We start from the raw sequence: 22,136 nt of genomic DNA on the forward strand, positions 1-22,136 counted from the left end.
ACAAAAATTTAGGCTTTTTATGAAATTTCCTTAAAAAACTTCTTTTATTGCATATTTATTTAGTAAGAGTGTTTTGAGATAGTGGTGACATAGACTTTCTTGCACAGCGAACAACTTCCTAGATGAAGTTTAGCATCTGTATGTTACCGCTACCTCAAAACACTATCTACAAAATTTAAGGAGGGATAGTATGTCACATGATGAAATTGAAGCTTGTGTACTAAGTGCAAAAGCTGGAAACCAAAAGGATTTGTTAAAAGTAATAGAACAGTATAAGCCTTTTATCTATAAAATGATTAGTCAATACAATATTAAAGGCTGCGAGCTTGAGGATTTGCTTCAGGTTGGCTGTATGGCTGTTATAAACGCTGTGGCTAAGTATAAAACCGATTCTCACACCTTCAGCACCTATGCCTTTAATTCGATTAAAAACGCCTTTAAGCACGCTGCAAGGCAAAATGCCAGGTTCGGTGAAGCTTTAAGCCTAAACCTCCCTGTAGATTCTGAAAACAACCTGCACTCGGAATTTATAGACTGCATAGAGGGAGAGGAAAAACTTGAAGAAGCTTTATTAGCCTCTGAGGAATTAAAGCTGCTAAGAGCTGCTGTGGCCAAGCTTTCAGAGGAGGATATGGGGCTTATAATAATGATTTATTACCTTGGTGCTTCTCTAAAAGCCTATGCAGAGCATAAACAGCTGGATTATTTCGAGGCTTTCAAGAGAAGAAATAATATTTTAAAAAAATTAAAATTATTTTCTGCTTTTTCTTAAAAAACGCTTTTTGCTGCATATTTATGTATGTACACTAAATCACAAACAAAAACAAGGAGGTGAATACACATGGCACTACAAAGCACACTTGTTAACTCAGCAATGAGCATAAGATTTAAAGCTGGTATTGACGCATTAGGCAAAGATGTAGTTAAAGCTAAGAAGTACTCAAACATAAAGCTTTCTGCACCTAGTGAAGATTTGCTTTTTATCGGCACCATGTTAGGCGATCTTATGAAGCATGAAGTTCTTTCAATAGTAAGAACTGATGAATCTGATATCGCTAACCAGTAGTCTTAGGCTGCACCCCATTATTAGTGAAAGGAGGATTTTAGCATGGCAGAAAAAAGTTTGGTAATGACCTTTACAAACAGAGCAGGCACAAGAGCTGCTGTAACTGTCCCAAATGTTAGAGAGGACATAACAAAGCTTGAGGTTTCAGCTGTAATGGACGCTATTATAGCTAAGAACATATTTGAATCCGCTGGCGGCGATCTAATAGGCAAGCAGTCAGCTCAAATAACTGAAAGAACTGTTACAGAACTTGAGGTTAGATAGTTTAAAAAGGGTACCGCTGGTACCCTTTTTACTTAAGTCTGTAATTATTGTCCTTGTCCTTCTCAACTTCCACAATATAATCCTTGCACATCTCGTAGATTCTTGAGCCTATAGCTTCGTCAAAGGTCAGAAGCTTTTCTACTGTAAACTCCGTGCTCACAATTATAGGCAGCTGATTTAGGTATCTGTAATTAATTGTCTCGAACATAATGTTTATGTCGGAGTCATTGATTTTCCCCTTGAATAAATCATCTATAAGCAGTACCTCACAGGTTTGATACTTCGACACCAACTTTTTATAATACTCATCATCAAGCATGTTTTGCTTTAGGCTTGTAATTTTGTCTCTGTAAGGCATGTACACAACTTTGATGCCCTTGTTTAAAAAGTTAAGTGCCAAAGCAATAGAGAGATGAGTTTTCCCGCTGCCTACCTGTCCGCATAGCATAATGCTGTTTCTTCTGATGGAGCTTATGCCTTGAAAATCCTTGTAGTAAGCAGTGGCAGTGTCCTTTGCCTTGCGGGAAGAATCATTCCAAACCTCGAAGCTTCCAAAGGTCTGCTTGCTTTTTTCGGGATTAATACCCGCGGCTTTCCACTGATTTTTAATTTTTTCAAGCTCTCTGCATTCACAGCTTTTAGCAAAGGGTGCTGAAGTTTCACTGGGAGTAAAAATCCAGCCTGTATCCTGGCATTTTGAGCATTTATAAAAGCTCTCCCTCCAAGGCTTCTCGTTCTCCTTGGCTAAGACATCTTGGCTCCTTTGGTTTAAAGCCGGAGAATTCCTGCGAATCTGCTGCATTATTCTTGACAGTGCCTCCATTGCCACTTTGCACAACCTCCTTTGGGTAACCTTCCTGGACCCAATTTTTAAGGATTCCATTTATATAAGTCATGGTAGGCTTGTTTTTCTCCAAAGCCTTATCCATAGCCATTGTAACATTATTAAAGCCATGAAGCTGTACAGCCTTTTTAAGAGAGCCTAAATTAATGCTTTGAGCAAGTCCTGTTCTAGCTTCAAAGTCCTTTAAAAGACAGACAGAGAGACTGTTTATATCTTCTTTATTGGCTTTCTCTCTATTATCTAAGCTTCTAAGCTCTGAATTCTTAGTTTTAATATCTGTCTCTCTATTCTCTGGTGGACATTTGTCCAAAAATATATCTATACTTGTCCCAGGTTTAGTTATGTATTTAGGGCTTATTTTCTCTAAAATATCCTCATTATCATTGAGCTTATTCCTGTACATTTTCTTTCTGTCTGCTTCACTGTTAGAGCTTCCTATAAAGTTACTAATATGCTTCATAAACATTGTTCCATCCTGAAGCACCTCTATAAAGCCAAGAGAAATTAATAAATCAATTCCTTTATTTACAGTTTTCATGCTGAGATTTGTAAGAGAAGCAAGCATCTTCTTGTCGTAAGGTATATCCTCCTTAAGCTTTAATGCTCCGTTATTCCTTAAGGCTATAAGATAAAGCTTAAGGAGAAGGTTTGAAAAGTATATTCCATCCGGCATGCTCTCTAAAATTTTTACTTCCTGAGTTTCAAAGAAATTATCCTTAAGCTTTAAGAAATAATATTTTTTTATATCAGACATATTCAGCCCTCCTGAATATTAACTACATTTCATATTAGTGCTATAATTTAATAAGGAGCTTTGCCCAGCTCCTTATTCTATAATTTCCAAAAGGTGTCCTTTTTTAAGGACATTTTTTATGCTTTTAAGTTAATAGTTACATCAAGTATTATGCTGTAACCCTTTTCTTCTCTAAGAATGCTTGTCTTTATTATAGGTTGAAGGTACGGCTTTTCTATATTGGTGTCAAAGGTTGTCTGTACTGCTTCCGCAGCTTTAGGTATTTCCAGCTCTATCAGGCTCTTTGCAGCAGCATGTCTCTTTCTAAGGTGGTTTTTTACACTTGTATTTGTAGCCATTTTACATAACCTCCCTAGCCCTTACCTCAAATCTTCTGCTTGTAATTTCTCTGCATACCTCGTTATAAATGCCAGGGTACTTGTCCTTAAGTATCTTGCTGTCAACCTTATTTGAAACCACAGCCTTCCAGTTTACAATGAAGTTTGAAATTCTGCCTCTTTCAGCTTCACCAAGCTCATTTTTAATATTATTCTCCAAGGTTTTAGCCTCGTCCTCCATAACCTTGATGTTTTGTTTAAGGCTTAAATACCTTGTAAGCCTCTCCTTGTTTTCTTGCTTCAAATTCACTTCCAGCAAGCTGTTTGAAGCTGGATATCTTTCTTTAAGATAACTATCTGCTGCTGTAGAGCTGTCTAGGCTTGGAGGTATTCTTTTCATTACATGCTCCTCCCAAAATTCTTTCTCTGCAGCAATTATCATTTCAATTAGCTCTTCATCTCTTAAGACCTCTTTGATTATAAGCTTTTGCCCACCTACCAGCACAGCCAAGTAACACTTGTCCGATTCAGAAACTGCCATATAATGCTGACATTGCAAAATGTAGCTTGGAGGCACTTCCTCACCTTCCCACTCCTTAGCACTAAAAATGCTTGTAGTTTTGCAAAGAAGCAGACTGTTTTCACCAAGCACCATCCTATCAATGTTAGCAGTCATAAAGGAATACTTCTTATGAGCTATCTGCCTGTTGTAGCTTCTAACCCTCTTGCCTGTTCTTTTCATGAATTCCTTTGCAACTAATTCCTTAAAGTTAGTCCCCCAATAGGCTGATTCCCCAGCTTCAGGCACCTCTTTAATAGTCTCTGTTTTTTCAGTATACACCTGAAAAGCTGATTTCCACTTGTTTAACCCCATTATTGCTCCAACATCAGAGCCCCCAATACTTTTTTGCCTTTCTTTTAACCACTGAAGTTTATCCATTTTACCCACCTGCGCTTCTTTAATTTATTGCCTGGGCAAATTGTTTGTCTAAAAAGATCATGTGGCTGTAGCTTACATTATTTTCGTTGCAGTAATCTATTACACAGGTAATAAACTTAAGTCCTGCCTTATTATAGCCATGTGCTACTCTCCAAGCTGTGCTTGCTGCTACCTTAATCTTTCTACCGCACTCATTAAAATTTCCTCCAAAATGTGACTGTACAAACTCAGCAAATTCTTCATTATTGAATTTCATATATTCCCCATCCTTCCTATTATTTCTTCGCCGCATTTACAGCGTATATTAATTGTAGCATTGGTATTTTATGTATTTCAATATTTTTCAAAATATTTTTACAACTTTTGCGTGAATGCAACGAAAAATGTTAAAAGGTGGGGTTACGGGTCTATTTAGTTTTATTATCGATATTGTTAATGTAATCTGTTTGACGTTCAGTATTAGAAATATAAAAAAGTAGTTCTTTGCTTAAAGAACTACTTTTATCAGAGCTTTTTAAAAAGCTCCCTCTTTATTAAATACTGAAGTTACTGTTTTAAATAATATTTTTATATCTAGGAATATGGAGAAATTTTTTATATAGGTTAAATCATATTCTATAGTTTTTCCAAGCTCTATTTCCCCTCTTCCACTTACCTGTGCAAGTCCTGTTATGCCCGGAAGCACTAAAAGACGCTGTCTGTAGCTTTCTGGATAATACTTAACAACATCCGGAATTTCCGGTCTTGGACCTACAAGACTCATGGTTCCATTAAGTACGTTGAAAAGCTGTGGAAGCTCATCTATACTGGAGCTTCTTAAAAAGGCTCCAAGCTTTGTTATTCTATTATCGCTTTTGCTCTGAAAAACAAAGTTTCCTATATCTTCTGGGTTTATCTCAAGCTCTCTTTTTTTATCCGCTCCAACAACCATCGTTCTAAACTTATATATTACAAAGTCTTTCCCGTCTTTTCCTACTCTCACCTGTTTAAAAATAGCAGGCCCCTTTGAATCAAGCTTTATTGCTATTATTGTAAGTATATATATAGGGGATGCCACTATGATTCCTAGTAAAGATAGAAAGATATCCATGGCTCTTTTTAGAAAAAAGTGGATTTTTTTGTTTTCTAAATACTTCCCCATATCTGTATTGGTATCGATACAATACATTTACTGCCACCATCCTTAATAATTTTATAATTCTAGCTGTTTATAATATCTAATATCTTATTTGCAGCAGAACCATCTCCAAAGATATTCTTTTGTTTTTGCTCTGGAACAAAGGATATAATAGCATTTAGTATTTTATCTTTGTTTGTACCAACTATTACATTCCAGCCATTTTCAACTGTTTCTACCCACTCTGTTTCATCCCGCATAGTAATGCAGGGCTTTTCCATAAAGAAAGCTTCCTTTTGAACTCCGCCACTGTCTGTAACTATCTTTTTAGCATGCATTTCTAGTGAAATCATATCAAGGTAGCCTATTGGTTCTATTACTTTAATGTTTTCATAAAACTTAAGACCATAATCTTCAATATATTTTTTTGTTCTCGGATGAAGTGGAAGTATTATTTTTTCATTGCTCTCATTTAAAGCTTCAATTATATTTTTTAATCTATTTATATCATTTGTATTTTCTGCTCTATGAATAGTAGTTAGAATATATCCATTCTTGGATAAGCCTAATTTTTCTACTATGTTTGACTTTTTCTCCGCTAGCTTTTTAAAGCGAAGTACTCCATCATACATTACGTCTCCTACATTGTAAACACCCTTTATTACACCTTCGTTTTTAAGGTTTATCTCTGCAGAAGAAGTAGGTACGAAAAGGTATTTTGATAGATGATCTGTAAGAATTCTATTTTGCTCTTCTGGCATGTTCATATTAAAGCTTCTAAGACCTGCCTCTACGTGCGCTACTGGAATCAACATCTTGCTTGCACAAAGCGCTCCTGCAAGAGTTGAATTTGTATCGCCATAAACTAATACAAGATCAGGTTTTTCCTTCAAGTATATTTCTTCAAGCTTCATGAGCATGGTTCCTGTTTGAAAACCATGTCCCCCTGAGCCTACAGACAAATTATAGTCTGGTTTTGGTATCTCAAGTTCATCGAAGAAAACCTTAGACATATTTTCATCATAATGCTGTCCTGTGTGTACTAATATTTCCTCATGCTGCTGTCTAATTATGTTAGATACTGCAGCGGCCTTTATAAACTGAGGTCTTGCCCCTATTACCGTTAGTATTTTCATATTTGCTTACCCCTTCTACTGGTTTTTAAGAAGCTGATTCTCTGGTACATTTCTTAGAACCTTTGCTGGATTTCCCACTGCAATAACCGCACTCTCTACATCTTTTGTTACAACACTTCCTGCTGCAACAAATCCATCTTCATGTATTATCTTACCTGGAAGTATTGTTGCCTGTGCTCCAATTCTTCCACCTTTTTTAACGGTTACACCTTTAAAGTGGTTAAATCTTTCCTTAGTTCTTCCTGCAAAGTTATCGTTGGAGGTTACTACTCCTGGAGCAATAAATACATTATCCTCTACCTCAGAATATGCAGTAAGATATACATTGGTTTCAAGCTTGCAGTTTGAGCCTACTTTACAGAAGTTTTCTACAGCAACTCCTCTGCCAATGATAGTTTTCTCTCCTATAGTTACGTTTTCTCTTATAGTAGAAAGGTCTGCAACTAAAGTGTTTTTACCTATTTCACATCCACAGTATATGATTACTCCTGCTCCGATAAGACAATTATCATTTATTTTAGCAGATGGAAGCTTCTTTTCATCTTTAAAAATACTGTTTACAGCTCTCATTGGCTGCTTTCCTATTACTGTATTATCATCTATTCTTACGCTATTTCCTATAACTGTGCCTTCATGAATAACAACATTATTTCCTATAAGACAGTTTTCACCTATAGTTACATCATCTTTTATAACTACGAAATGTCCTAATGAAACATTTACACCCAGCTTGCTTTTTTCAGAAATATAGTTCATTATGCTTCCTCCTGAATTCCCACCATATCTAGTGTTGAAAAGTTTTCCATAGGGAATTTAACTGGAAGCCCTGTTAGTCTTGATTTGTAGGCAGCAAGTATAATAGACATGCCTTTCATTCCCTGCTCCCCGTTTACTAAAGGCTCTCTATCATTATTTATGGCATCTATCATATCCTTAAATAAAGGAGTATGCCCAAAGCCATATACACTATCTGGATCTTCCTCTTGTGATTTTAATATAGCAGCCTCTTCTTCACTGTTGTTTTCAAATCTCCACGATTCGATTTTGTTAACAGCAAGACCGCCTATGCATACTGTACCTTTTTCGCCAAATATGTCTAAAGTTTCTTTAAGGTTCTTTGGATATATGCAGGCGCTACCTTCTACAATTCCTATAGCACCATTTTTAAATCTTATTATTATTGCACCAAAGTCTTCGCCTTCAATATCTCTGATAAAAGTATCGCATTGCGAGTACACGGTATCAACTTCTCCACCAAGCATCCATTGAAGCAGGTCTATGTTATGTATGCATTGATTCATTAGCGTTCCGCCATCTAGTGCCCAAGTTCCTCTCCATGGAGCCTGCTCATAATATCCCATATTTCTATTCCACAATATTCTTGCAGTTCCGTTAGTAAGTTTTCCAAAGCGATTTTCTTCTATTGACTTTCTAAGCATTTGAATTGGCTTGTTAAATCTGTTTTGATGGCTTACACAAAGCTTTACATTATTTTCTTTTGCACATTTTATCATTTCTTCGGCATCTTTTATTGATAAAGCCATAGGTTTTTCTATAATAACATGTATACCTTTATTCATGCAGTACATTGCAATTTCAGGATGGTAACCGCTTTCTGTAGCGATTGTTACTACATCTATTGCTTCCTTATCAAGCATTTCTTTATAATCCTCATAAACCTTTACTTCTACACTTTCACCTAGCTTTTTAATGTACTCTTCCTGCTTTGCTTTTGCATTTTCTAAAACCACATCACATGTTGCAGCTAAAACAGCTTCTTCTTTATTATGTACTAGAGCTTCCACATGCTTGTATGAGATTCTTCCACAGCCTATTATGGCAAATTTTAGTTTTTTCATTTCTCTCCCTCCAACATTCATTATCCTAATATAGAAATTAAGTAGGACTAGCCTACTTAATTTCTATATAACTTAGTTTAGATTGTTTATTCATAATTAAAACTTATAGTGAGGATATAGATGCCTGTTATATTCAATCCATAATCTCATATTTAATATCATTTCTTCATAATTTGGAACTGCATAGTTAAAGTCTTTTCTTGTATTTATCAAGCTTTTATTTACAGAGTAGTTTTCATACCTTTGAATCTCTACATCTTCTCTATTAAATTCATTTTTAAATAAATTTGTCAGGTCGTATTTATTTATATTATTACCTGGAACCAGATGGTATAGCCCAGTCAAATTACTGAAGATAACCGCTTCAATAGCCTTTGCAAGCTCTATAGTTGTAACACCTGTCCAGTAGGCATTTGCATAACCATTTATTACTCCGGTTGATTTCATAAACCAATTAAACAAACCTATGCCACTTTCATTTATATCTGGTCCAATTATTGAAGTTCTAAAGGTTAAGTCTTTTTCGTTTACAATTTCCCCAATAGCTTTACTTCTTGCATAGAAAGTATCTCCATCCCTAAAGGAATCCTCAAAATAATTTCCTTCCTTTCCAGAGAAAACACAATCTGTACTTATATGAATTATTTTAGTTGTTGAATTTTTATATTTTTCTTCTAGAAAATGAGGTAAATAGCCGTTCAATAATATAGCATTTGCTTTATTTTCTTCCGCAAATTGGTTTAAAACACCTACACAATTGATGATGAAATTTGGATTCGTTTCATCTAAGTACTTACTCAACAAATTAAAGTTAGTAACATCCATTACCACGGTTTTTTCATTTATTCTTTTTCTATGAGATATGTTTGACACATTTAGTTTATCATTACGTTCCAAATGCAATGTTATTACATGTCCCGCCATTCCAGATGAGCCTAAAACTAATACATTAAGCATTATATAACCATCCTATCCTAAAATTATTTATGCCACACTGTTCTGTTAATATAGTCTGTATAACTCATTATTATTCTAACAACTTTTTTTGATACATTATCCACATCATAATCCTGAACGATTCTAAAGGAATGTTTATTTTCCTCATATTGTGATGTAACAATATCTATGGATTGAAGGACTCTTTCACTCTTTAATCCACTCATTATTAGTGTACCTTCATCCATTCCCTCTGGTCTTTCATGAGCTTGCCTTATTGTAACTGCTGGGAAGTTTAATATAGAAGATTCTTCAGTAATTGTTCCACTATCAGATATAACACAAATGGCATTCATTTGAAGTTTTATATAATCAAATAATCCTAGAGGTTTGAGAAACTCTATTCTTGGATCTAACTGTTTTATATCTAAAGCTTGCAGTCTCTTCATAGTGCGTGGATGAGTTGATACAATTATTCTTTTATCATATTTATTTACAATGCTTTGAAGTGATTGCAATAAATTATTAAAGTTTTCATCAGAATCTACATTTTCTTCTCTATGAGTGCTTACAACAAAATAATCTTTTGATTTAAGATTAAGATTTTCTAATACATTTGACTCTTCGATTTGTGATTTGTAGTAGTTTAATACTTCTTTCATGCTGGAGCCAGTCTTTATAATCGTTTCTGGTTTGATTCCCTCATCTAGCAAATATCTTCTAGCATGCTCTGTTAAAGGCATATTTATATCACTAATATGATCAATAATCTTTCTGTTTATTTCTTCAGGTACCCTAAGATCAAAACATCTATTTCCTGCTTCCATGTGAAATATAGGAATCTTTCTACGCTTTGCAGAGATTGCTGACAGGCAGCTGTTTGTATCACCATAAACAAGCAAAGCATCCGGGTTAACCTTTTCAAAAATAACATCAGATGCTGCTATTACATTAGCTATAGTCTCAGCTGTACTTTTACCAACAGCATTAAGAAAGTAATCAGGCTTTTTTATACCTAACTGTTGAAAGAATATTTCATTTAATTCATAATCAAAATTTTGACCAGTATGCACTAAAATATGCTCTGTATATTTTTCTAGTTCTTTAATTACAAGACTTAATTTAATTATTTCTGGGCGTGTGCCAACTATAGTCATAACTTTAAGCATATAATTACCTCTTTCTTGTTTTAATTATAAATCTATCTATTGCAGCTTTCCAATTCTTCTTTGACATAGTCTAGCTTTAATAAGAGTTCTTTTATTTCTTCAACATTTAATCTTTTAGTGTTATGTGAGTTATAATCATCTAAAGTTGAGATTGTTTCTTCTCCCTCAACAAAGTATTTATTATAGTTTAAACTTCTGTTATCTGAAGATATTCTGAAGTAGTCACCAAGATCTTCTGCTTTACTCATTTCCTCTCTGGTTAATAAAGTTTCATATAATTTTTCCCCATGACGAGTTCCGATAACATTTATATCACTATCAGAATTAAAGAGTTCTTTTATAGCTACAGCTAAATCCAGTATTGTTGATGCTGGTGCCTTTTGAACAAATATGTCTCCTTGTTTTCCATATTGGAAAGCATATAATACCAAATCAACAGCATCATCTAGTGACATTAAAAATCTTGTCATATTAGGGTCTGTTACTGTTAACGGTTTTCCTTCCTTTATTTGCTTAATAAATAAAGGTATAACTGATCCTCTTGATGCCATTACATTTCCATAGCGAGTTCCACAAAGAATTGTATTGTTTTCATCTAAGGTTCTAGATTTTGCCACAAATAATTTTTCCATCATAGCTTTTGATATACCCATAGCATTTATTGGATAAACAGCTTTATCTGTGCTTAAAAAGATAGCTCTTTTTACATCATTATGTATGCAGGCTCTTATTACATTCTCAGTACCTAAGATATTTGTATTTACTGCTTGCATAGGATAAAACTCACAGGATGGTACTTGTTTTAAGGCAGCAGCATGAAATACATAATCTACGTTGTTCATTGCAAAATTTATACTTTCGTAATCTCTTACATCTCCTAGGTAGAACTTTACTTTCTCATTATTCAATTCAATTCTCATATCTTCTTGCTTTTTTTCGTCTCTGCTAAATACGCGTATTTCCTTAATATCTGTATCAATAAATCTTTTTAAAACTGCATTTCCGAAAGAGCCTGTTCCCCCAGTAATAAGTAGTATTTTATCTTTAAACATTTTTTACCTCCGTTTACTAATTATATATTCTTAGCCAAATAAGACGCTTTAAACTAAACATCATTTTCGTTATTATTTGCTATTGTAACTAATGTATTCTTAGAGAGCCTTCAAAAACTTGTTGAATTTTTCTTGAATTATATTCAAACTAAAATCGTTTATTGATACTCTTCTAGCGTTTTCCCCTAATAGTGTACTTAAATTCTTGTCTTCGACAAGTTTTAAAATTGCTTTTGCCAATTGTTCCACATTGTCTTCATCAACAACCATTCCACATTTATTTTCCTTAAAATAGCTGCTTATAAAAGACCCTTTCGGTGCATGTACAATTATAGGTTTCCCTACTGAAAGATACTCACCCGTTTTCCCCGGAGCAGAGGTTCTTATAACTTCTGGATAATCAGAATTAAATGCTAACGGCAGGAACAGGATATCTGCACTAGCCTGAATATCCATTATATCAGCTTGTTTAACATGTTCATGATAAATAACATTTTTACCAACAACGCCATCTTTAGTTAATGACGCTTTTGAAGTCGATGTAAACACATGAAAATATACCTTTATTTTATCATCAAGCATGTTTACCGCTTCTACTAAATTCTTCACCGCACTAAGCTGTGCTGCGTAGATTGTTCCAGTATATATTATGTTAATCCCATTAGTATCAAATTTATATTTACTATTTTTAAGCTTGTTCACATCAGGTATTTCACAAGGATTGTGAATAACATTAGTTTGAACTTCAAAATCCTTTAAATAATCTGCTTGTAAAAATTCATTTGGTACAATAATACCTTTAGCCTTCTTAAAAATAATTGAAGCCACAAACTTAGAAAATATTCGATTTAATCCTGTCCATTGATGAACATAATCATCGAACATATAAATAGCAAAGGGGATTTTACATGCTTTGCTAGCTAGATAAGCTGCTGGTACATTATATAAATCACCAGTGCAAACAACTAGTGCACTACATTTTTCACTTTTTAATATTTTTTTCATTTTTATTAATCTTAAAAGTATGTTCGTTATTGGCATAAATGGGGTATTTAAAAATGACAATCTATATGGAAGCCTTATATGACTTAAGTTGTAGTAATTTGCATTTAGCTTTTCAGTACCTGAATTTCTTGTGCTAGCTGCTCGACTTTTAAGTGAAATAAGACAATATGAGTCTTTCACATAGTTCTTTAATAGTTGATATAATACTGTTGCTTGCCCTGAGGGCGAAGGAGGTAATATATGAGACAGTATAGCTATTTTTTTACTTTCACTATTCATTAATCTTCATCCTCTTAATTATTTTTTTATCTTTTTCTTTAATATAGACATTAAGTCAGCGAACTCCTCAACCTTAAGTATCATTATCATGGCAGAATATATTAATACACCACTAGCTACAGTTATACCTAGTGATATTATTTCACCTTTTACATTTGTACGTATACTTGATAAAAAGTAATTTACTGCATAAATACATATTCCCATTATAGATGTTGCTGCAAATATTTTTGATTCGGTCTTTAAAAGTATACTGGTATTCATATTGCCAATCTTTTTTACTATATCCTTGCCTAATAACAAGGTGCACACAATTGAAGATAAGGAGGTTCCTAAGGCTAATCCTCCAATTCCCATACTTTTAACTAAGATTAGATTAGCTATAATATTTATTACTATACCAATTATAGCATTGAACATTGGAGTCTTAGTGTCCTGTATAGCGTAAAAGGCTTTGCTTAATATATCTCTTATTCCTATAAATAATAGTCCAATGCAAAGATATAGCAAAGCTTCACTAGTCATATTCACCGCTCTTATATCGAATGCACCTCTTTTAAAGAGTATGTTTATTATAGGAATTCTCAAGATCATTACACCAATTGTAGCCGGAACTATAATTATACTAATTGTGTTAATAGCTTTTAAAATTAAATATTTAAACTTCTCTCTATTTTCAACGCCGCTTTCTTTTGACATAGTTGGGTAAATAACAGTAACAATAGTAGTTATAAAAATACTATAAAGCATGTTACTAATAACATTTGCAAAACCTAGTGCAGCTATACTGCCTTCTGGTAGGCCTGAGGCCATATTTCTATCTACTAAAGTATTAATTTGGCTAACACCAGATCCTAGTAAAACAGGACCAAGTAATAACAGCATTGTTTTAAGTCTATTATCTCGGAAATTTACTTTTAACCTAAATTTATATTTATTTTTAAGCAACCAAGGTATCTGTATTAATACCTGCATAAATGTTCCAAATACAAATATTATTATTAGACCTTCTATACCAAAATTTGCACCTAACATTATATAGATAATAATAGGTAAACTAGTTATAAATCCACTTAAAGAAGGTACAACAAACTCCCCCAGGGATTGAAGGATAGCTTCAAATCCACTATTAAGTGTAATAAAAACAATATTAACCACACTTATTTGAGTTAGAACTACTGCTAACTTATGGGTTTCTTCTGTAAACTTTGGTGCTATAAAGCTAACCAGTTCACTAGAAAAAATCCCTCCTATTATAAATAAGATAAAAGAAAAAATGAATAGTATATTCATCACCGAATTGGCATATTCAAGAGAATCTTCTTTTCCCTTTTTAGCTAAACTCTCATTTAATATAGGAATAAATGTTGTAGAAATAGCCCCTCCAAAAAGTCCATAAACCATAGATGGTACAATTATCGCAACGTTATAAGCATCAGTTTTGTATGTAGCCCCAAAGGCACTAGCTATAAGGGATTCCCTCATAAATCCTACTGCTTTACTTAAAACAGTTATAATCATTAATAATCCTGCAACTTTAGCAAGCTTGCGAGTACTCATAATTCCTCCAAAACACTATTTAGTCCATATTTAATTTCAAAAACTGCGACTGTATATCATTAATTAGTTCATTATATATTTTAAAATACTTTTCAGCATTGTTTTCCCACTGGAGGTTATCAAACACAGTTTTTTTTGCATTTTCTTCAATATTTCCTCTTAATTTATTATTATCAAGAAGTACAGTAATTGATTTAGTCAGATCTTCTATATCCTTTTTATTTACAAGCACACCATTTTCCCAGTTATTTATAATATCCTGTATTCCTTCTTCTTTGCAGCCTATTACAGCCTTACCATGTGCCATAGCCTCAACATATACTACACCGAAGCCTTCCTTCCAGCTTGGTAGTACAAACAAAGTGCATATCTCCATATAACTCATGACTTTTTCATGAGGCATTTGTCCAAGTAGCTCTACACTATCTTCGATACCTAACTCATTTATCAAGGTTTTAAGACTAGTTAATTCCTCGCCGCCGCCAATTATTATTAAATGAACATCAATATGTGTCTTTAAGATTTCTTTATAAGCTTTTATAGTAATGTCATGTCCCTTTGAATTTATTAAATTTCCTACAGAAAGAATTACTTTCTTATTCTTATATTTTTCATATAAATCTTTATTGCAATTATGGACATTTTTTAAGTCCACACCATTATGCACTGTAATAAATTTATTAGTATCAGGAAATAGGCTTAATCCAATATTTTTAAGCTTATTGCTAACAGTAACAACCTTATTGCTATATTTTATAGCATGAACTATTGCATTTTTGCTTTTTTCACTTTTATGAATAGTATTTTGAAAGTCATTTCCATGTATAGTCGTAACAATAGGTTTATTATACAGCTGAGCGACTAATGAACCAGCGTACCCGTCTGGCAAAGCTGTATGACAGTGTACTATATCGAAAGGAAATTCTTTATAAATGCCTTTAAGTAATTGTTTAATAGAATGAAAATATATTTTACCGCTGTTATGAAAAATAATATCTCTTGGCAGCATTATCATTCTTGGGTAATAAGCCTTAATATCGCTGATTTCTTCAATCTTTTGTATCTTAGAATACCTTTTCCATTTTTTACTCACTACACTTAATGGAAATGGAACTGCTGGAACTGGGCTTATAACTCTGATATCACAGCCTAGTTTTTTAAGAGCTTTTACCTGTTCATGGACAAAAATCCCGCTAACCTTATTCATATTGTTAGGATATAAATGTGATAATACAAGAACTTTCATCTTAACCTCTTCTCAGTATCAAAATTAGTCTATTTTTTTATATCTGTAGTTTAAAAGAATTGAACCTGATATTCCAATTAACATCCAAAATGGAGTATAATTTACTATAGAACTTGGTCCAAAAGATAAAAATACAAAGCCTAATACACCTACAGCTGCCATTATTGAGCTCATACTTTTGATTTCGCTAGAACTCTTATATATTCCTATAAGTTCTAGTATGGTATACAAATATATGCATATAAGATATAAAAACATAAAAATACCAAAATCGCCTAAAAATTCAAACCACATGCTATGAGCATTTATTATACCCTTAGTATTTTCTTGATTCTTTAAGTACCACCCCGTATTACCAACACCAAAACCAAAGTAATGTTTATCGATTATAACTCCTCTAACAATATTTTTAATTACGTTTAATCTCACATCATTTGAGGCACTACCTTCTTCAGATAATCTTTCTTTGTTTTCCTCTATATACTTATTTTCTTCTATTTGATTCTTAATCTCTTCTATTTTCTTTTTATTTGAGTTTGAATTTTGAGTATCCTTTTCTGTTTGATTAATATTATTTAAAATCTCTATTTTATTATTTACTAAATATTTTTCATAAACAGTATAATTGGAGGCATTTAACAACTTTATGCCTGGTAAACTATCAAATTTTCCATAATAAGGTTGAGTCACTTTAAAGAGAGACACAACTATAAAAGTAAGGCAAATTAATAGTGTATACTTTATAGAATTTACAAATAAGTCTTTTAATCTTAAAATAACGCCAAGCACAAATAATGAGAAGCAAACAATAAAAACTGTTATAATCGCTGTTCTAGATGAGGTAAATATAAGGTTTACCTGTGATATCACTGATAAGACTATTAAAACCCTTTTTCTAGCCTTATTTTTTTGATATGATGCAGCAATTAATAAAAATAACATCCCTAATACCATAAGAACAGCATAGTTATTTTGATTATAAAAAAAAGTTATTGGTATTCTCTTATGAAAGTTCCAATCCCATTTATATTTGCCTTGAGCAATCAAACTATTGTCCAAGCCAAACTTAAAACCAAAGACTTCAAAGGTTCCAAATAATAAAACAAAAGTATAGGCATATAATAGAAATTTGAATGTTTTGTTTAATATATCCTGTTGAAGATTTTGTATTATAAACATTATTGTTAGTGGTATCATTACCATAAATAATTTTAAAGCTCTTAAAGAAAACAGTAAATCGCTGGCAAAAAATAAACTGATTAAAATATAGCAAATAAAAATTATAAAAAAAACGGCAAATTTATTTTTGAAGATTTTTAAGTCTAATGTGAATTTTTTATCTTTTATTATTTCAATAATAAAGTAGACGTAATAAGCAAAAACACTTATATACCAAAGATTAATACCAATTGTTTTTGTAATTGGAACCATTACACCTGAACCTATGAGTGCTAAAAATATTGAAATGAAATATAAGTACTGTTTTATATCCTTTGCAAAACATTTATATACGAACAATGTAAATACTAACGCAGCTAAGTGTACTAGTATTTGATTACTATAAAATATAGTCGATATTAAAATTAATAATAAAAACACCAAATTGACAATACTCAATCCGTTAGCATTCTTAATTTCCAAAACAGTCACCCCATTAAACTCTCAAGTTATTAAATATAAGTTATGATAAGAAAATACACCAATATCAATATTACTACACATACTGTAAAAATTCAACACTTCACAAACTATAGTGCTTCCCATGGAATATTTCATACATAAACATGAGGAGGCTATGCTAATCCTTTAGCATAGCCTCCTCATTTACAAAGTATTCTATAATATTATACTTTAAATATACTTACAATAGCGTTCCAGATTTTCATAGCCACTTGTTTTTGAAAACTTGGTTGAGCAATTTTGTTTATTTCTTGTGTATTTGAAATAAAACCCACTTCTACTAATACTGATGGCATGATAGTGCTTCTTGTAACGTATAAATTCCTATCTGTTATCCCTCTATTTCTTAACCCAAGTGAACTTATATTTTCTGAAATAGTTTCTGCAATATTTTTACTTAATTTTGCAGCCTCTGAAGGAGTAGGGTCATAAGCTCTGCTGTAACCATTGCTAACCCAAGCTTGTGTGCCTTTATAATTGATTAAAAACCCCTTGTCCTGCTCTGAAATATATGCATATCTCTCTCCAGGCTTAGCAACAGCTATTACCTGAGCTGCTGGACTACCCCTTCTTATATTTACTGTGTCAGTAATTTCTACATATACATCACTAGTGTCCAATTGATTTCTAAAAGAGCTATAGAAGGCTGAAGTGCCATTTGCTCTTGAATCATCGTTGCTATCATGATGTATACTCAAGAATAGATCTGCATTAGATTCATTTGCAATTGTAGCTCGCTGTGCAAGACTTTCTCCTGCACTTTCGTAAGTTTCCTCTCCAGGTTTTCTAGTAAGTATTGTTTTAACTCCATTTTCCTGAAGTATGTTTTGCAATTCCATTACTACTTGCATGTTTAAGGTTCTTTCAGCATACCCATTGCCATACGCACCATCATCTCCACCGAAATTATGTCCTGCATCTAGTACAATTGTTTTATTTCCTATAATACTATATATTCCCTTTTGGGCCATTTCTATATTTTTAATTGCTTTCATTCTTATTGTATCATTAATATATGAGGCATCTAATATGCATTTATATCCATATATTGCTGAGCTATAGTTTCCTCTAATATGACTGCCAATACTCCAGTCTAATATAATGCTAGCAGCATCATTTACAGCTGTAATAAATCTATCTTCATTTGGATAACTTATTAACGATTCATTACTTATAATCAAGAGTTCATAGGGTGTATTTATTGAGGTTTGTTTTACTAAATATAAATACTCTTCTAGAGTTAAAGGTAATTTCTTTTGTTCTGCGTTTAACTTATGTCTCTCTGCATATTTTTTCATGTATGCTGGCGCATAAGAATTTATTATTGTATCATAACCATAAATTGCAGCCCCAAAGGAGAACCTGCTGTGACTTCCATTGCTCCATTCCAGTATTGTCTTAGCACTTTTGGAAAGTTCTTCTTTAAACTTTTCATTTTTAGGATAACCTACTAGTGCTTCGTTATAAATTTTTAACAATTTGTAAGGCTCTGTGCTATCATATTGCATTGCTATACTGTTATACTCATCTGCAGTCATAACTGGTTTATGATTAACTGCCTGTTTAGCTTGTCTAATAGCAAAATTTTTTATATATTGAGGTAATAAGGAAATATCCTTTATTGTATCATACCCATAAATTGCACCTTCAAAATTATTATTTGAATGGCTTCCTATGCTCCACTCTAAAATTGTAGCAGCACTAGAATTAATTAAATTAATAAATCTTTTATCCTTAGGATATGCCCTATTTGCTCTTACACTTAGACTTAATGCATCATATGGGTGGTCCTGGTCTATCTTTTGAGTCATCACATAATATTCATCTGCAGTATAATACTCTTTTCCTTGTTTTGCATATCCCATTAGTAAAATCGCTTTATCCTTTACTTCTTTATAAACGCTATCAGGCGCATTTACAATAGTATTATATCCATATATTGCGGCCTCATAATTTTTCCTTTGGTGGCTTCCTATACTCCACTCTAATATAGTATTTGAATTTTTATTTATTCCGTCTTTTAACCTGTTATCATTAGGATATCCAACTTGTGCTTCACTATAAATTCTAAGAAGATCATATGGTTGATATTCATTGTACTTAGACAGTAGCGACATATAGTCATTTAAAGAAAGTATACCTTTATTGTCTGATGCCAATGCTTTTTGTCTAACAGCAAAATCTCTAACGTATTGTGGTGCAGCCTTAGTATCAATAATAGTATCATAACCATATATTGATCCTAAATAATTTCCTCTTTCATGGCTTCCTTGACTCCAGTTTGCAATAGTTAGTGTTCTTTCTTTTATTCCATTAATAAATCTTTGATCTTCAGGGTATGCAGCATTTGCCTCTTTCAGAACTATTAAAGCCTGGTATGGTTGTTCATCTGCATATTTTTTTATTATCTCATAGTAATCATTAGCAGTTTTTTCTGCCGCACGAATACTATTTATAGGTATTATTAATAATACTATGAACAATAGTATAGTCTGTATTTTTTTCATTCTTATATCTCCTTGCTTCTCGTCTCAAAGCTTTAAAATAGCTGATTATATTAATATAATCAGCTATAAATCACTGTAATGCCTACTTATATATAGGTATATCAAATCTGAGTATATAATTTTTTGCCTTATCATAAAGGCTTTTTATTCTTGATATTTGTTTTGTTGCCCATGCAACATCAGTGGCATACTGATGACTAACATTATTGGGATTCCACTTCATTTTGTACAAAGTATCTTGATCCTTATTTATATAACCATTTCCAATAAACTTAGCTCCGCCAATTATAGCCGCCTCTGGAGTAAACCATCCGTTATCATAGGCATATTTTGCTCCCCAAGCAGTTGGATTTGCTCCTGTGTCAGTAGGGTAGAACGGTTTGTCATAAGCTCCTACGCCAAACATGTTATAAACAACTTTGCCATTATAAGAAGTTCCAGTTGCAAGTAAACTAGTACCATTACCGGTTTCAAGTAAAGAGTGTGATACAAGATATATTTCATTTATATTATACTTTCGTGATGCCTCTATAAAGGCAGCTGCTGTACCTTTAAGATTTCCTTTATCCACTAGAAGCGCATTTAAATCCTCAGTGCTTATACCAGCTTGTCCACTTAAAACCAAAAACTGATAAATATTGTTTCCCGTCATAAAATTCATAGGATTTGCATAATGCTCAACCTCAGTTCTATTAGCTGACACCCAACCAGAACCATTTACATAAGTAAGAGGCCCTCCTTTTGCCATTTGGAGATCTACCATTTCATTGAAAGTAATACCGTAGCTTGTATTAATTACGTAACGACTATCTTCATTATAAGAAATACCTTTTTCTGCTATAGCCTTTAGAGCATTTGCTTGTCCATATATTTGTGAGTTAACATATGGGTTGCTTATTATTTCGTCGTACCCATATATAGCAGCCCCGTAATAATCTCTTTTATGTGATCCCTTACTCCAGTCAAGAATTACTGCTGCACTATCATTAATTTTAGTTTTTGCATTACTATCATTAAACATAGTATAAATTTCTGAGTATATGTTTAGTGCATTATACGGCGATATATTTACATTAGGCATTTCCATCTTATTATAATCGCTAAGTTTTAAAGGATATAATACTTTTACTGCTTGCTGATTTTGTCTTACTGCACCATTATATATATAAGTCTTCACATCTGGCGCTTCTATTATCCTCCCGTATCCATAAAGCGCAGAATCAAAGTTTCCTCTTAAATGACTTCCAAAACTCCAATCTAATATTGTAGCTGCTGATTCATTTAAAGATGTTTTTAAAGTATTTTCACTAGGAGAAATAATTAATGCTTCTGAGCTTAGCTTTAATTTATCGTAAGGTTTATCACTGCCTAAGATATTAATTTGTGAAGTATATTCTTTAACTGTAATTGGCGCTTTCTTGCTATCAGCTCTATCCTTTTGTTTTTGAGCATAACTTTTTAAGTAATCTAACACTTGTGCTTCTAACACCTTGCGATAACCATATGCCGCAGCCTCATAATTCCCTTTACTATGACTGCCTAATGACCATTCTAATATAGTTCTAGCACTTTTTACTGACCCATCTTTAATTCTCTTATCGCCAGGATAAACCAAAAGTGCTTCAGAATATATTTTTAAGGCATCATAAGGTTGTGTTTGAATATATTGTGATGCAGTTGAATTATATTGTTCCGCAGTGTAAAACATCTTATTATTTTTTGCATAAGACATAAATATTTCTGCTTTTGACTTTAGCTCGGAAGACGCTTCTAAGGTGTTAATTACAGTTTGGTATCCATAAATAGAAGTATCGAAATGTCTATTTGAGTGACTTCCTTGACTCCACTCAAATATAGTGTTGGTTCGTTCATTAACCCCATTAATAAATCTCTTATCATTTGGATATCCAACGATTGCCTCACTTAAAATAGTTAGAGCTGCATAAGGTTGATAGCTATCATATTTTGTTGTTAAGGCGTAGTATTCATTAGCACTAATAGGCAGCTTACTAGTTTGCGCCTGCACCTTTTGCCTTTTAGCAAAATCCTTAATACTAGTATGAGCTGAACTTGTGCCTAGTATAGTATCATAACCATATATTGCACCCTCAAAGTTTTTATTATTATGACTTCCAATACTCCATTCTATAATAGTTTTAGATTCTTTATTTATTCCGTTGATAAATCTTACATCCTGTGGGTAGTTAGCATTTGCCTCAACTAATAGTTTTAAAGCGTTATATGGTTCATATTGATTATACTGTTTGTATAGATTGTAATACTCATCTGCAGTTCTAGTAGCAGCTTGTACACCAACAAATGAGAAACAAACTAAAATAAAGCTACTGGTTATAATAGATACTAAAAATCTTTTTAATTTTTCTTTCAAAATTCCCTTCCCCCTA

The 22,136-nt window shown here is 32.8% G+C and carries 21 protein-coding genes; 3 read left to right on the plus strand and 18 right to left on the minus strand.

The features are described 5' to 3' along the window. Nucleotides 1-190: 190 nt before the first annotated feature. From NBE98_RS03400 to NBE98_RS03410, 3 genes are all read left to right on the plus strand, one after another. The gene (locus NBE98_RS03400) at nucleotides 191-772 is read left to right on the plus strand and encodes a sigma-70 family RNA polymerase sigma factor (protein ID WP_250812627.1); all 582 of its coding nucleotides are present in this window, start codon (nucleotides 191-193) and stop codon (nucleotides 770-772) included. A 69-nt stretch (nucleotides 773-841) separates the two neighbouring features. Next, nucleotides 842-1,066 carry a DUF1659 domain-containing protein gene (locus NBE98_RS03405; RefSeq protein WP_250812632.1) on the plus strand — a complete coding sequence of 75 codons (225 nt, stop codon included), beginning with the start codon at nucleotides 842-844 and terminating at the stop codon, nucleotides 1,064-1,066. Nucleotides 1,067-1,108: 42 nt separating this feature from the next. Then, nucleotides 1,109-1,330, plus strand: coding sequence for a DUF2922 domain-containing protein (locus tag NBE98_RS03410; protein ID WP_250812634.1), 222 nt, complete (start codon nucleotides 1,109-1,111; stop codon nucleotides 1,328-1,330). Between the two features lie 28 nt (nucleotides 1,331-1,358). On the opposite strand, the gene NBE98_RS03415 is transcribed toward NBE98_RS03410, so the two are convergent. The 18 genes from NBE98_RS03415 to NBE98_RS03500 all read right to left on the minus strand — a co-directional run bounded on the left by NBE98_RS03415 (nucleotide 1,359) and on the right by NBE98_RS03500 (nucleotide 22,120). Continuing rightward, nucleotides 1,359-2,153 (minus strand): ATP-binding protein, encoded by a 795-nt coding sequence (locus tag NBE98_RS03415; RefSeq protein ID WP_250817455.1) that lies wholly within the window; start codon nucleotides 2,151-2,153, stop codon nucleotides 1,359-1,361. Further along, nucleotides 2,035-2,928, minus strand: a complete 894-nt coding sequence (locus tag NBE98_RS03420) for a phage replisome organizer N-terminal domain-containing protein (RefSeq protein ID WP_250812635.1) — start codon at nucleotides 2,926-2,928, stop codon at nucleotides 2,035-2,037. The genes NBE98_RS03415 and NBE98_RS03420 overlap by 119 nt, the downstream gene beginning before the upstream one ends. 116 nt (nucleotides 2,929-3,044) lie before the next feature. After that, nucleotides 3,045-3,266 carry a hypothetical protein gene (locus NBE98_RS03425; protein ID WP_250812636.1) on the minus strand — a complete coding sequence of 74 codons (222 nt, stop codon included), beginning with the start codon at nucleotides 3,264-3,266 and terminating at the stop codon, nucleotides 3,045-3,047. Between the two features lies 1 nt (nucleotide 3,267). Continuing rightward, nucleotides 3,268-4,185: a YqaJ viral recombinase family nuclease gene (locus NBE98_RS03430; RefSeq protein WP_250812638.1), complete on the minus strand. Its 918-nt coding sequence runs from the start codon at nucleotides 4,183-4,185 to the stop codon at nucleotides 3,268-3,270. Between the two features lie 19 nt (nucleotides 4,186-4,204). Further along, nucleotides 4,205-4,441: a hypothetical protein gene (locus NBE98_RS03435; protein ID WP_250812639.1), complete on the minus strand. Its 237-nt coding sequence runs from the start codon at nucleotides 4,439-4,441 to the stop codon at nucleotides 4,205-4,207. Nucleotides 4,442-4,699: 258 nt separating this feature from the next. Further along, the gene (locus NBE98_RS03440) at nucleotides 4,700-5,353 is read right to left on the minus strand and encodes a sugar transferase (RefSeq protein ID WP_250812640.1); all 654 of its coding nucleotides are present in this window, start codon (nucleotides 5,351-5,353) and stop codon (nucleotides 4,700-4,702) included. 32 nt (nucleotides 5,354-5,385) lie between these two features. Continuing rightward, nucleotides 5,386-6,438 (minus strand): non-hydrolyzing UDP-N-acetylglucosamine 2-epimerase, encoded by a 1,053-nt coding sequence (gene wecB / locus NBE98_RS03445; RefSeq protein WP_250812642.1) that lies wholly within the window; start codon nucleotides 6,436-6,438, stop codon nucleotides 5,386-5,388. Nucleotides 6,439-6,453: 15 nt separating this feature from the next. Then, nucleotides 6,454-7,194, minus strand: a complete 741-nt coding sequence (locus tag NBE98_RS03450) for an N-acetyltransferase (RefSeq protein WP_250812643.1) — start codon at nucleotides 7,192-7,194, stop codon at nucleotides 6,454-6,456. Next, the gene (locus NBE98_RS03455) at nucleotides 7,194-8,297 is read right to left on the minus strand and encodes a Gfo/Idh/MocA family protein (RefSeq protein WP_250812644.1); all 1,104 of its coding nucleotides are present in this window, start codon (nucleotides 8,295-8,297) and stop codon (nucleotides 7,194-7,196) included. Before NBE98_RS03455 ends, NBE98_RS03450 begins: the two co-directional genes overlap by 1 nt. Nucleotides 8,298-8,393: 96 nt before the next feature. Next, a complete protein-coding gene (locus NBE98_RS03460; RefSeq protein ID WP_250812645.1) occupies nucleotides 8,394-9,254 on the minus strand; it encodes a sugar nucleotide-binding protein in 861 nt (286 codons plus the stop codon). A gap of 23 nt (nucleotides 9,255-9,277) precedes the next feature. Beyond that, nucleotides 9,278-10,402 (minus strand): non-hydrolyzing UDP-N-acetylglucosamine 2-epimerase, encoded by a 1,125-nt coding sequence (gene wecB, locus NBE98_RS03465; RefSeq protein WP_250812647.1) that lies wholly within the window; start codon nucleotides 10,400-10,402, stop codon nucleotides 9,278-9,280. A gap of 32 nt (nucleotides 10,403-10,434) precedes the next feature. Next, nucleotides 10,435-11,454: a nucleoside-diphosphate sugar epimerase/dehydratase gene (locus NBE98_RS03470; RefSeq protein ID WP_250812649.1), complete on the minus strand. Its 1,020-nt coding sequence runs from the start codon at nucleotides 11,452-11,454 to the stop codon at nucleotides 10,435-10,437. A 99-nt stretch (nucleotides 11,455-11,553) separates the two neighbouring features. Beyond that, nucleotides 11,554-12,738: a glycosyltransferase family 4 protein gene (locus NBE98_RS03475; protein WP_250812651.1), complete on the minus strand. Its 1,185-nt coding sequence runs from the start codon at nucleotides 12,736-12,738 to the stop codon at nucleotides 11,554-11,556. An 18-nt stretch (nucleotides 12,739-12,756) separates the two neighbouring features. Continuing rightward, nucleotides 12,757-14,298: a murein biosynthesis integral membrane protein MurJ gene (gene murJ, locus NBE98_RS03480; RefSeq protein WP_250812655.1), complete on the minus strand. Its 1,542-nt coding sequence runs from the start codon at nucleotides 14,296-14,298 to the stop codon at nucleotides 12,757-12,759. Between the two features lie 19 nt (nucleotides 14,299-14,317). Continuing rightward, the gene (locus tag NBE98_RS03485; protein ID WP_250812658.1) at nucleotides 14,318-15,544 is read right to left on the minus strand and encodes a glycosyltransferase; all 1,227 of its coding nucleotides are present in this window, start codon (nucleotides 15,542-15,544) and stop codon (nucleotides 14,318-14,320) included. 24 nt (nucleotides 15,545-15,568) lie between these two features. Continuing rightward, the gene (locus NBE98_RS03490; RefSeq protein ID WP_250812659.1) at nucleotides 15,569-17,185 is read right to left on the minus strand and encodes an O-antigen ligase family protein; all 1,617 of its coding nucleotides are present in this window, start codon (nucleotides 17,183-17,185) and stop codon (nucleotides 15,569-15,571) included. A gap of 203 nt (nucleotides 17,186-17,388) precedes the next feature. Then, nucleotides 17,389-19,731, minus strand: a complete 2,343-nt coding sequence (locus NBE98_RS03495) for an N-acetylmuramoyl-L-alanine amidase (protein WP_250812661.1) — start codon at nucleotides 19,729-19,731, stop codon at nucleotides 17,389-17,391. 82 nt (nucleotides 19,732-19,813) lie between these two features. Continuing rightward, the gene (locus NBE98_RS03500) at nucleotides 19,814-22,120 is read right to left on the minus strand and encodes an N-acetylglucosaminidase (RefSeq protein ID WP_250812663.1); all 2,307 of its coding nucleotides are present in this window, start codon (nucleotides 22,118-22,120) and stop codon (nucleotides 19,814-19,816) included. Between the last annotated feature and the right edge of the window lie 16 nt (nucleotides 22,121-22,136).

Source organism: Clostridium swellfunianum (assembly GCF_023656515.1).
Classification (GTDB): Bacteria; Bacillota; Clostridia; order Clostridiales; family Clostridiaceae; genus Clostridium_AT; species Clostridium_AT swellfunianum.

What these genes read in the sequence shown, in the direction of transcription:
- NBE98_RS03435 (WP_250812639.1), bottom strand. Translation starts at nt 4,441, where the DNA reads ATGAAATTCAATAATGAAGAATTTGCTGAGTTTGTACAGTCACATTTT.
- wecB (WP_250812647.1), bottom strand. Translation starts at nt 10,402, where the DNA reads ATGCTTAAAGTTATGACTATAGTTGGCACACGCCCAGAAATAATTAAA.
- NBE98_RS03420 (WP_250812635.1), bottom strand. Translation starts at nt 2,928, where the DNA reads ATGTCTGATATAAAAAAATATTATTTCTTAAAGCTTAAGGATAATTTC.
- NBE98_RS03425 (WP_250812636.1), bottom strand. Translation starts at nt 3,266, where the DNA reads ATGGCTACAAATACAAGTGTAAAAAACCACCTTAGAAAGAGACATGCT.
- NBE98_RS03440 (WP_250812640.1), bottom strand. Translation starts at nt 5,353, where the DNA reads ATGTATTGTATCGATACCAATACAGATATGGGGAAGTATTTAGAAAAC.
- NBE98_RS03495 (WP_250812661.1), bottom strand. Translation starts at nt 19,731, where the DNA reads ATGAAAAAAATACAGACTATACTATTGTTCATAGTATTATTAATAATA.
- NBE98_RS03460 (WP_250812645.1), bottom strand. Translation starts at nt 9,254, where the DNA reads ATGCTTAATGTATTAGTTTTAGGCTCATCTGGAATGGCGGGACATGTA.
- NBE98_RS03475 (WP_250812651.1), bottom strand. Translation starts at nt 12,738, where the DNA reads ATGAATAGTGAAAGTAAAAAAATAGCTATACTGTCTCATATATTACCT.
- NBE98_RS03455 (WP_250812644.1), bottom strand. Translation starts at nt 8,297, where the DNA reads ATGAAAAAACTAAAATTTGCCATAATAGGCTGTGGAAGAATCTCATAC.
- murJ (WP_250812655.1), bottom strand. Translation starts at nt 14,298, where the DNA reads ATGAGTACTCGCAAGCTTGCTAAAGTTGCAGGATTATTAATGATTATA.
- NBE98_RS03485 (WP_250812658.1), bottom strand. Translation starts at nt 15,544, where the DNA reads ATGAAAGTTCTTGTATTATCACATTTATATCCTAACAATATGAATAAG.
- NBE98_RS03470 (WP_250812649.1), bottom strand. Translation starts at nt 11,454, where the DNA reads ATGTTTAAAGATAAAATACTACTTATTACTGGGGGAACAGGCTCTTTC.
- NBE98_RS03410 (WP_250812634.1), top strand. Translation starts at nt 1,109, where the DNA reads ATGGCAGAAAAAAGTTTGGTAATGACCTTTACAAACAGAGCAGGCACA.
- NBE98_RS03450 (WP_250812643.1), bottom strand. Translation starts at nt 7,194, where the DNA reads ATGAACTATATTTCTGAAAAAAGCAAGCTGGGTGTAAATGTTTCATTA.
- NBE98_RS03405 (WP_250812632.1), top strand. Translation starts at nt 842, where the DNA reads ATGGCACTACAAAGCACACTTGTTAACTCAGCAATGAGCATAAGATTT.
- wecB (WP_250812642.1), bottom strand. Translation starts at nt 6,438, where the DNA reads ATGAAAATACTAACGGTAATAGGGGCAAGACCTCAGTTTATAAAGGCC.
- NBE98_RS03415 (WP_250817455.1), bottom strand. Translation starts at nt 2,153, where the DNA reads ATGGAGGCACTGTCAAGAATAATGCAGCAGATTCGCAGGAATTCTCCG.
- NBE98_RS03430 (WP_250812638.1), bottom strand. Translation starts at nt 4,185, where the DNA reads ATGGATAAACTTCAGTGGTTAAAAGAAAGGCAAAAAAGTATTGGGGGC.
- NBE98_RS03400 (WP_250812627.1), top strand. Translation starts at nt 191, where the DNA reads ATGTCACATGATGAAATTGAAGCTTGTGTACTAAGTGCAAAAGCTGGA.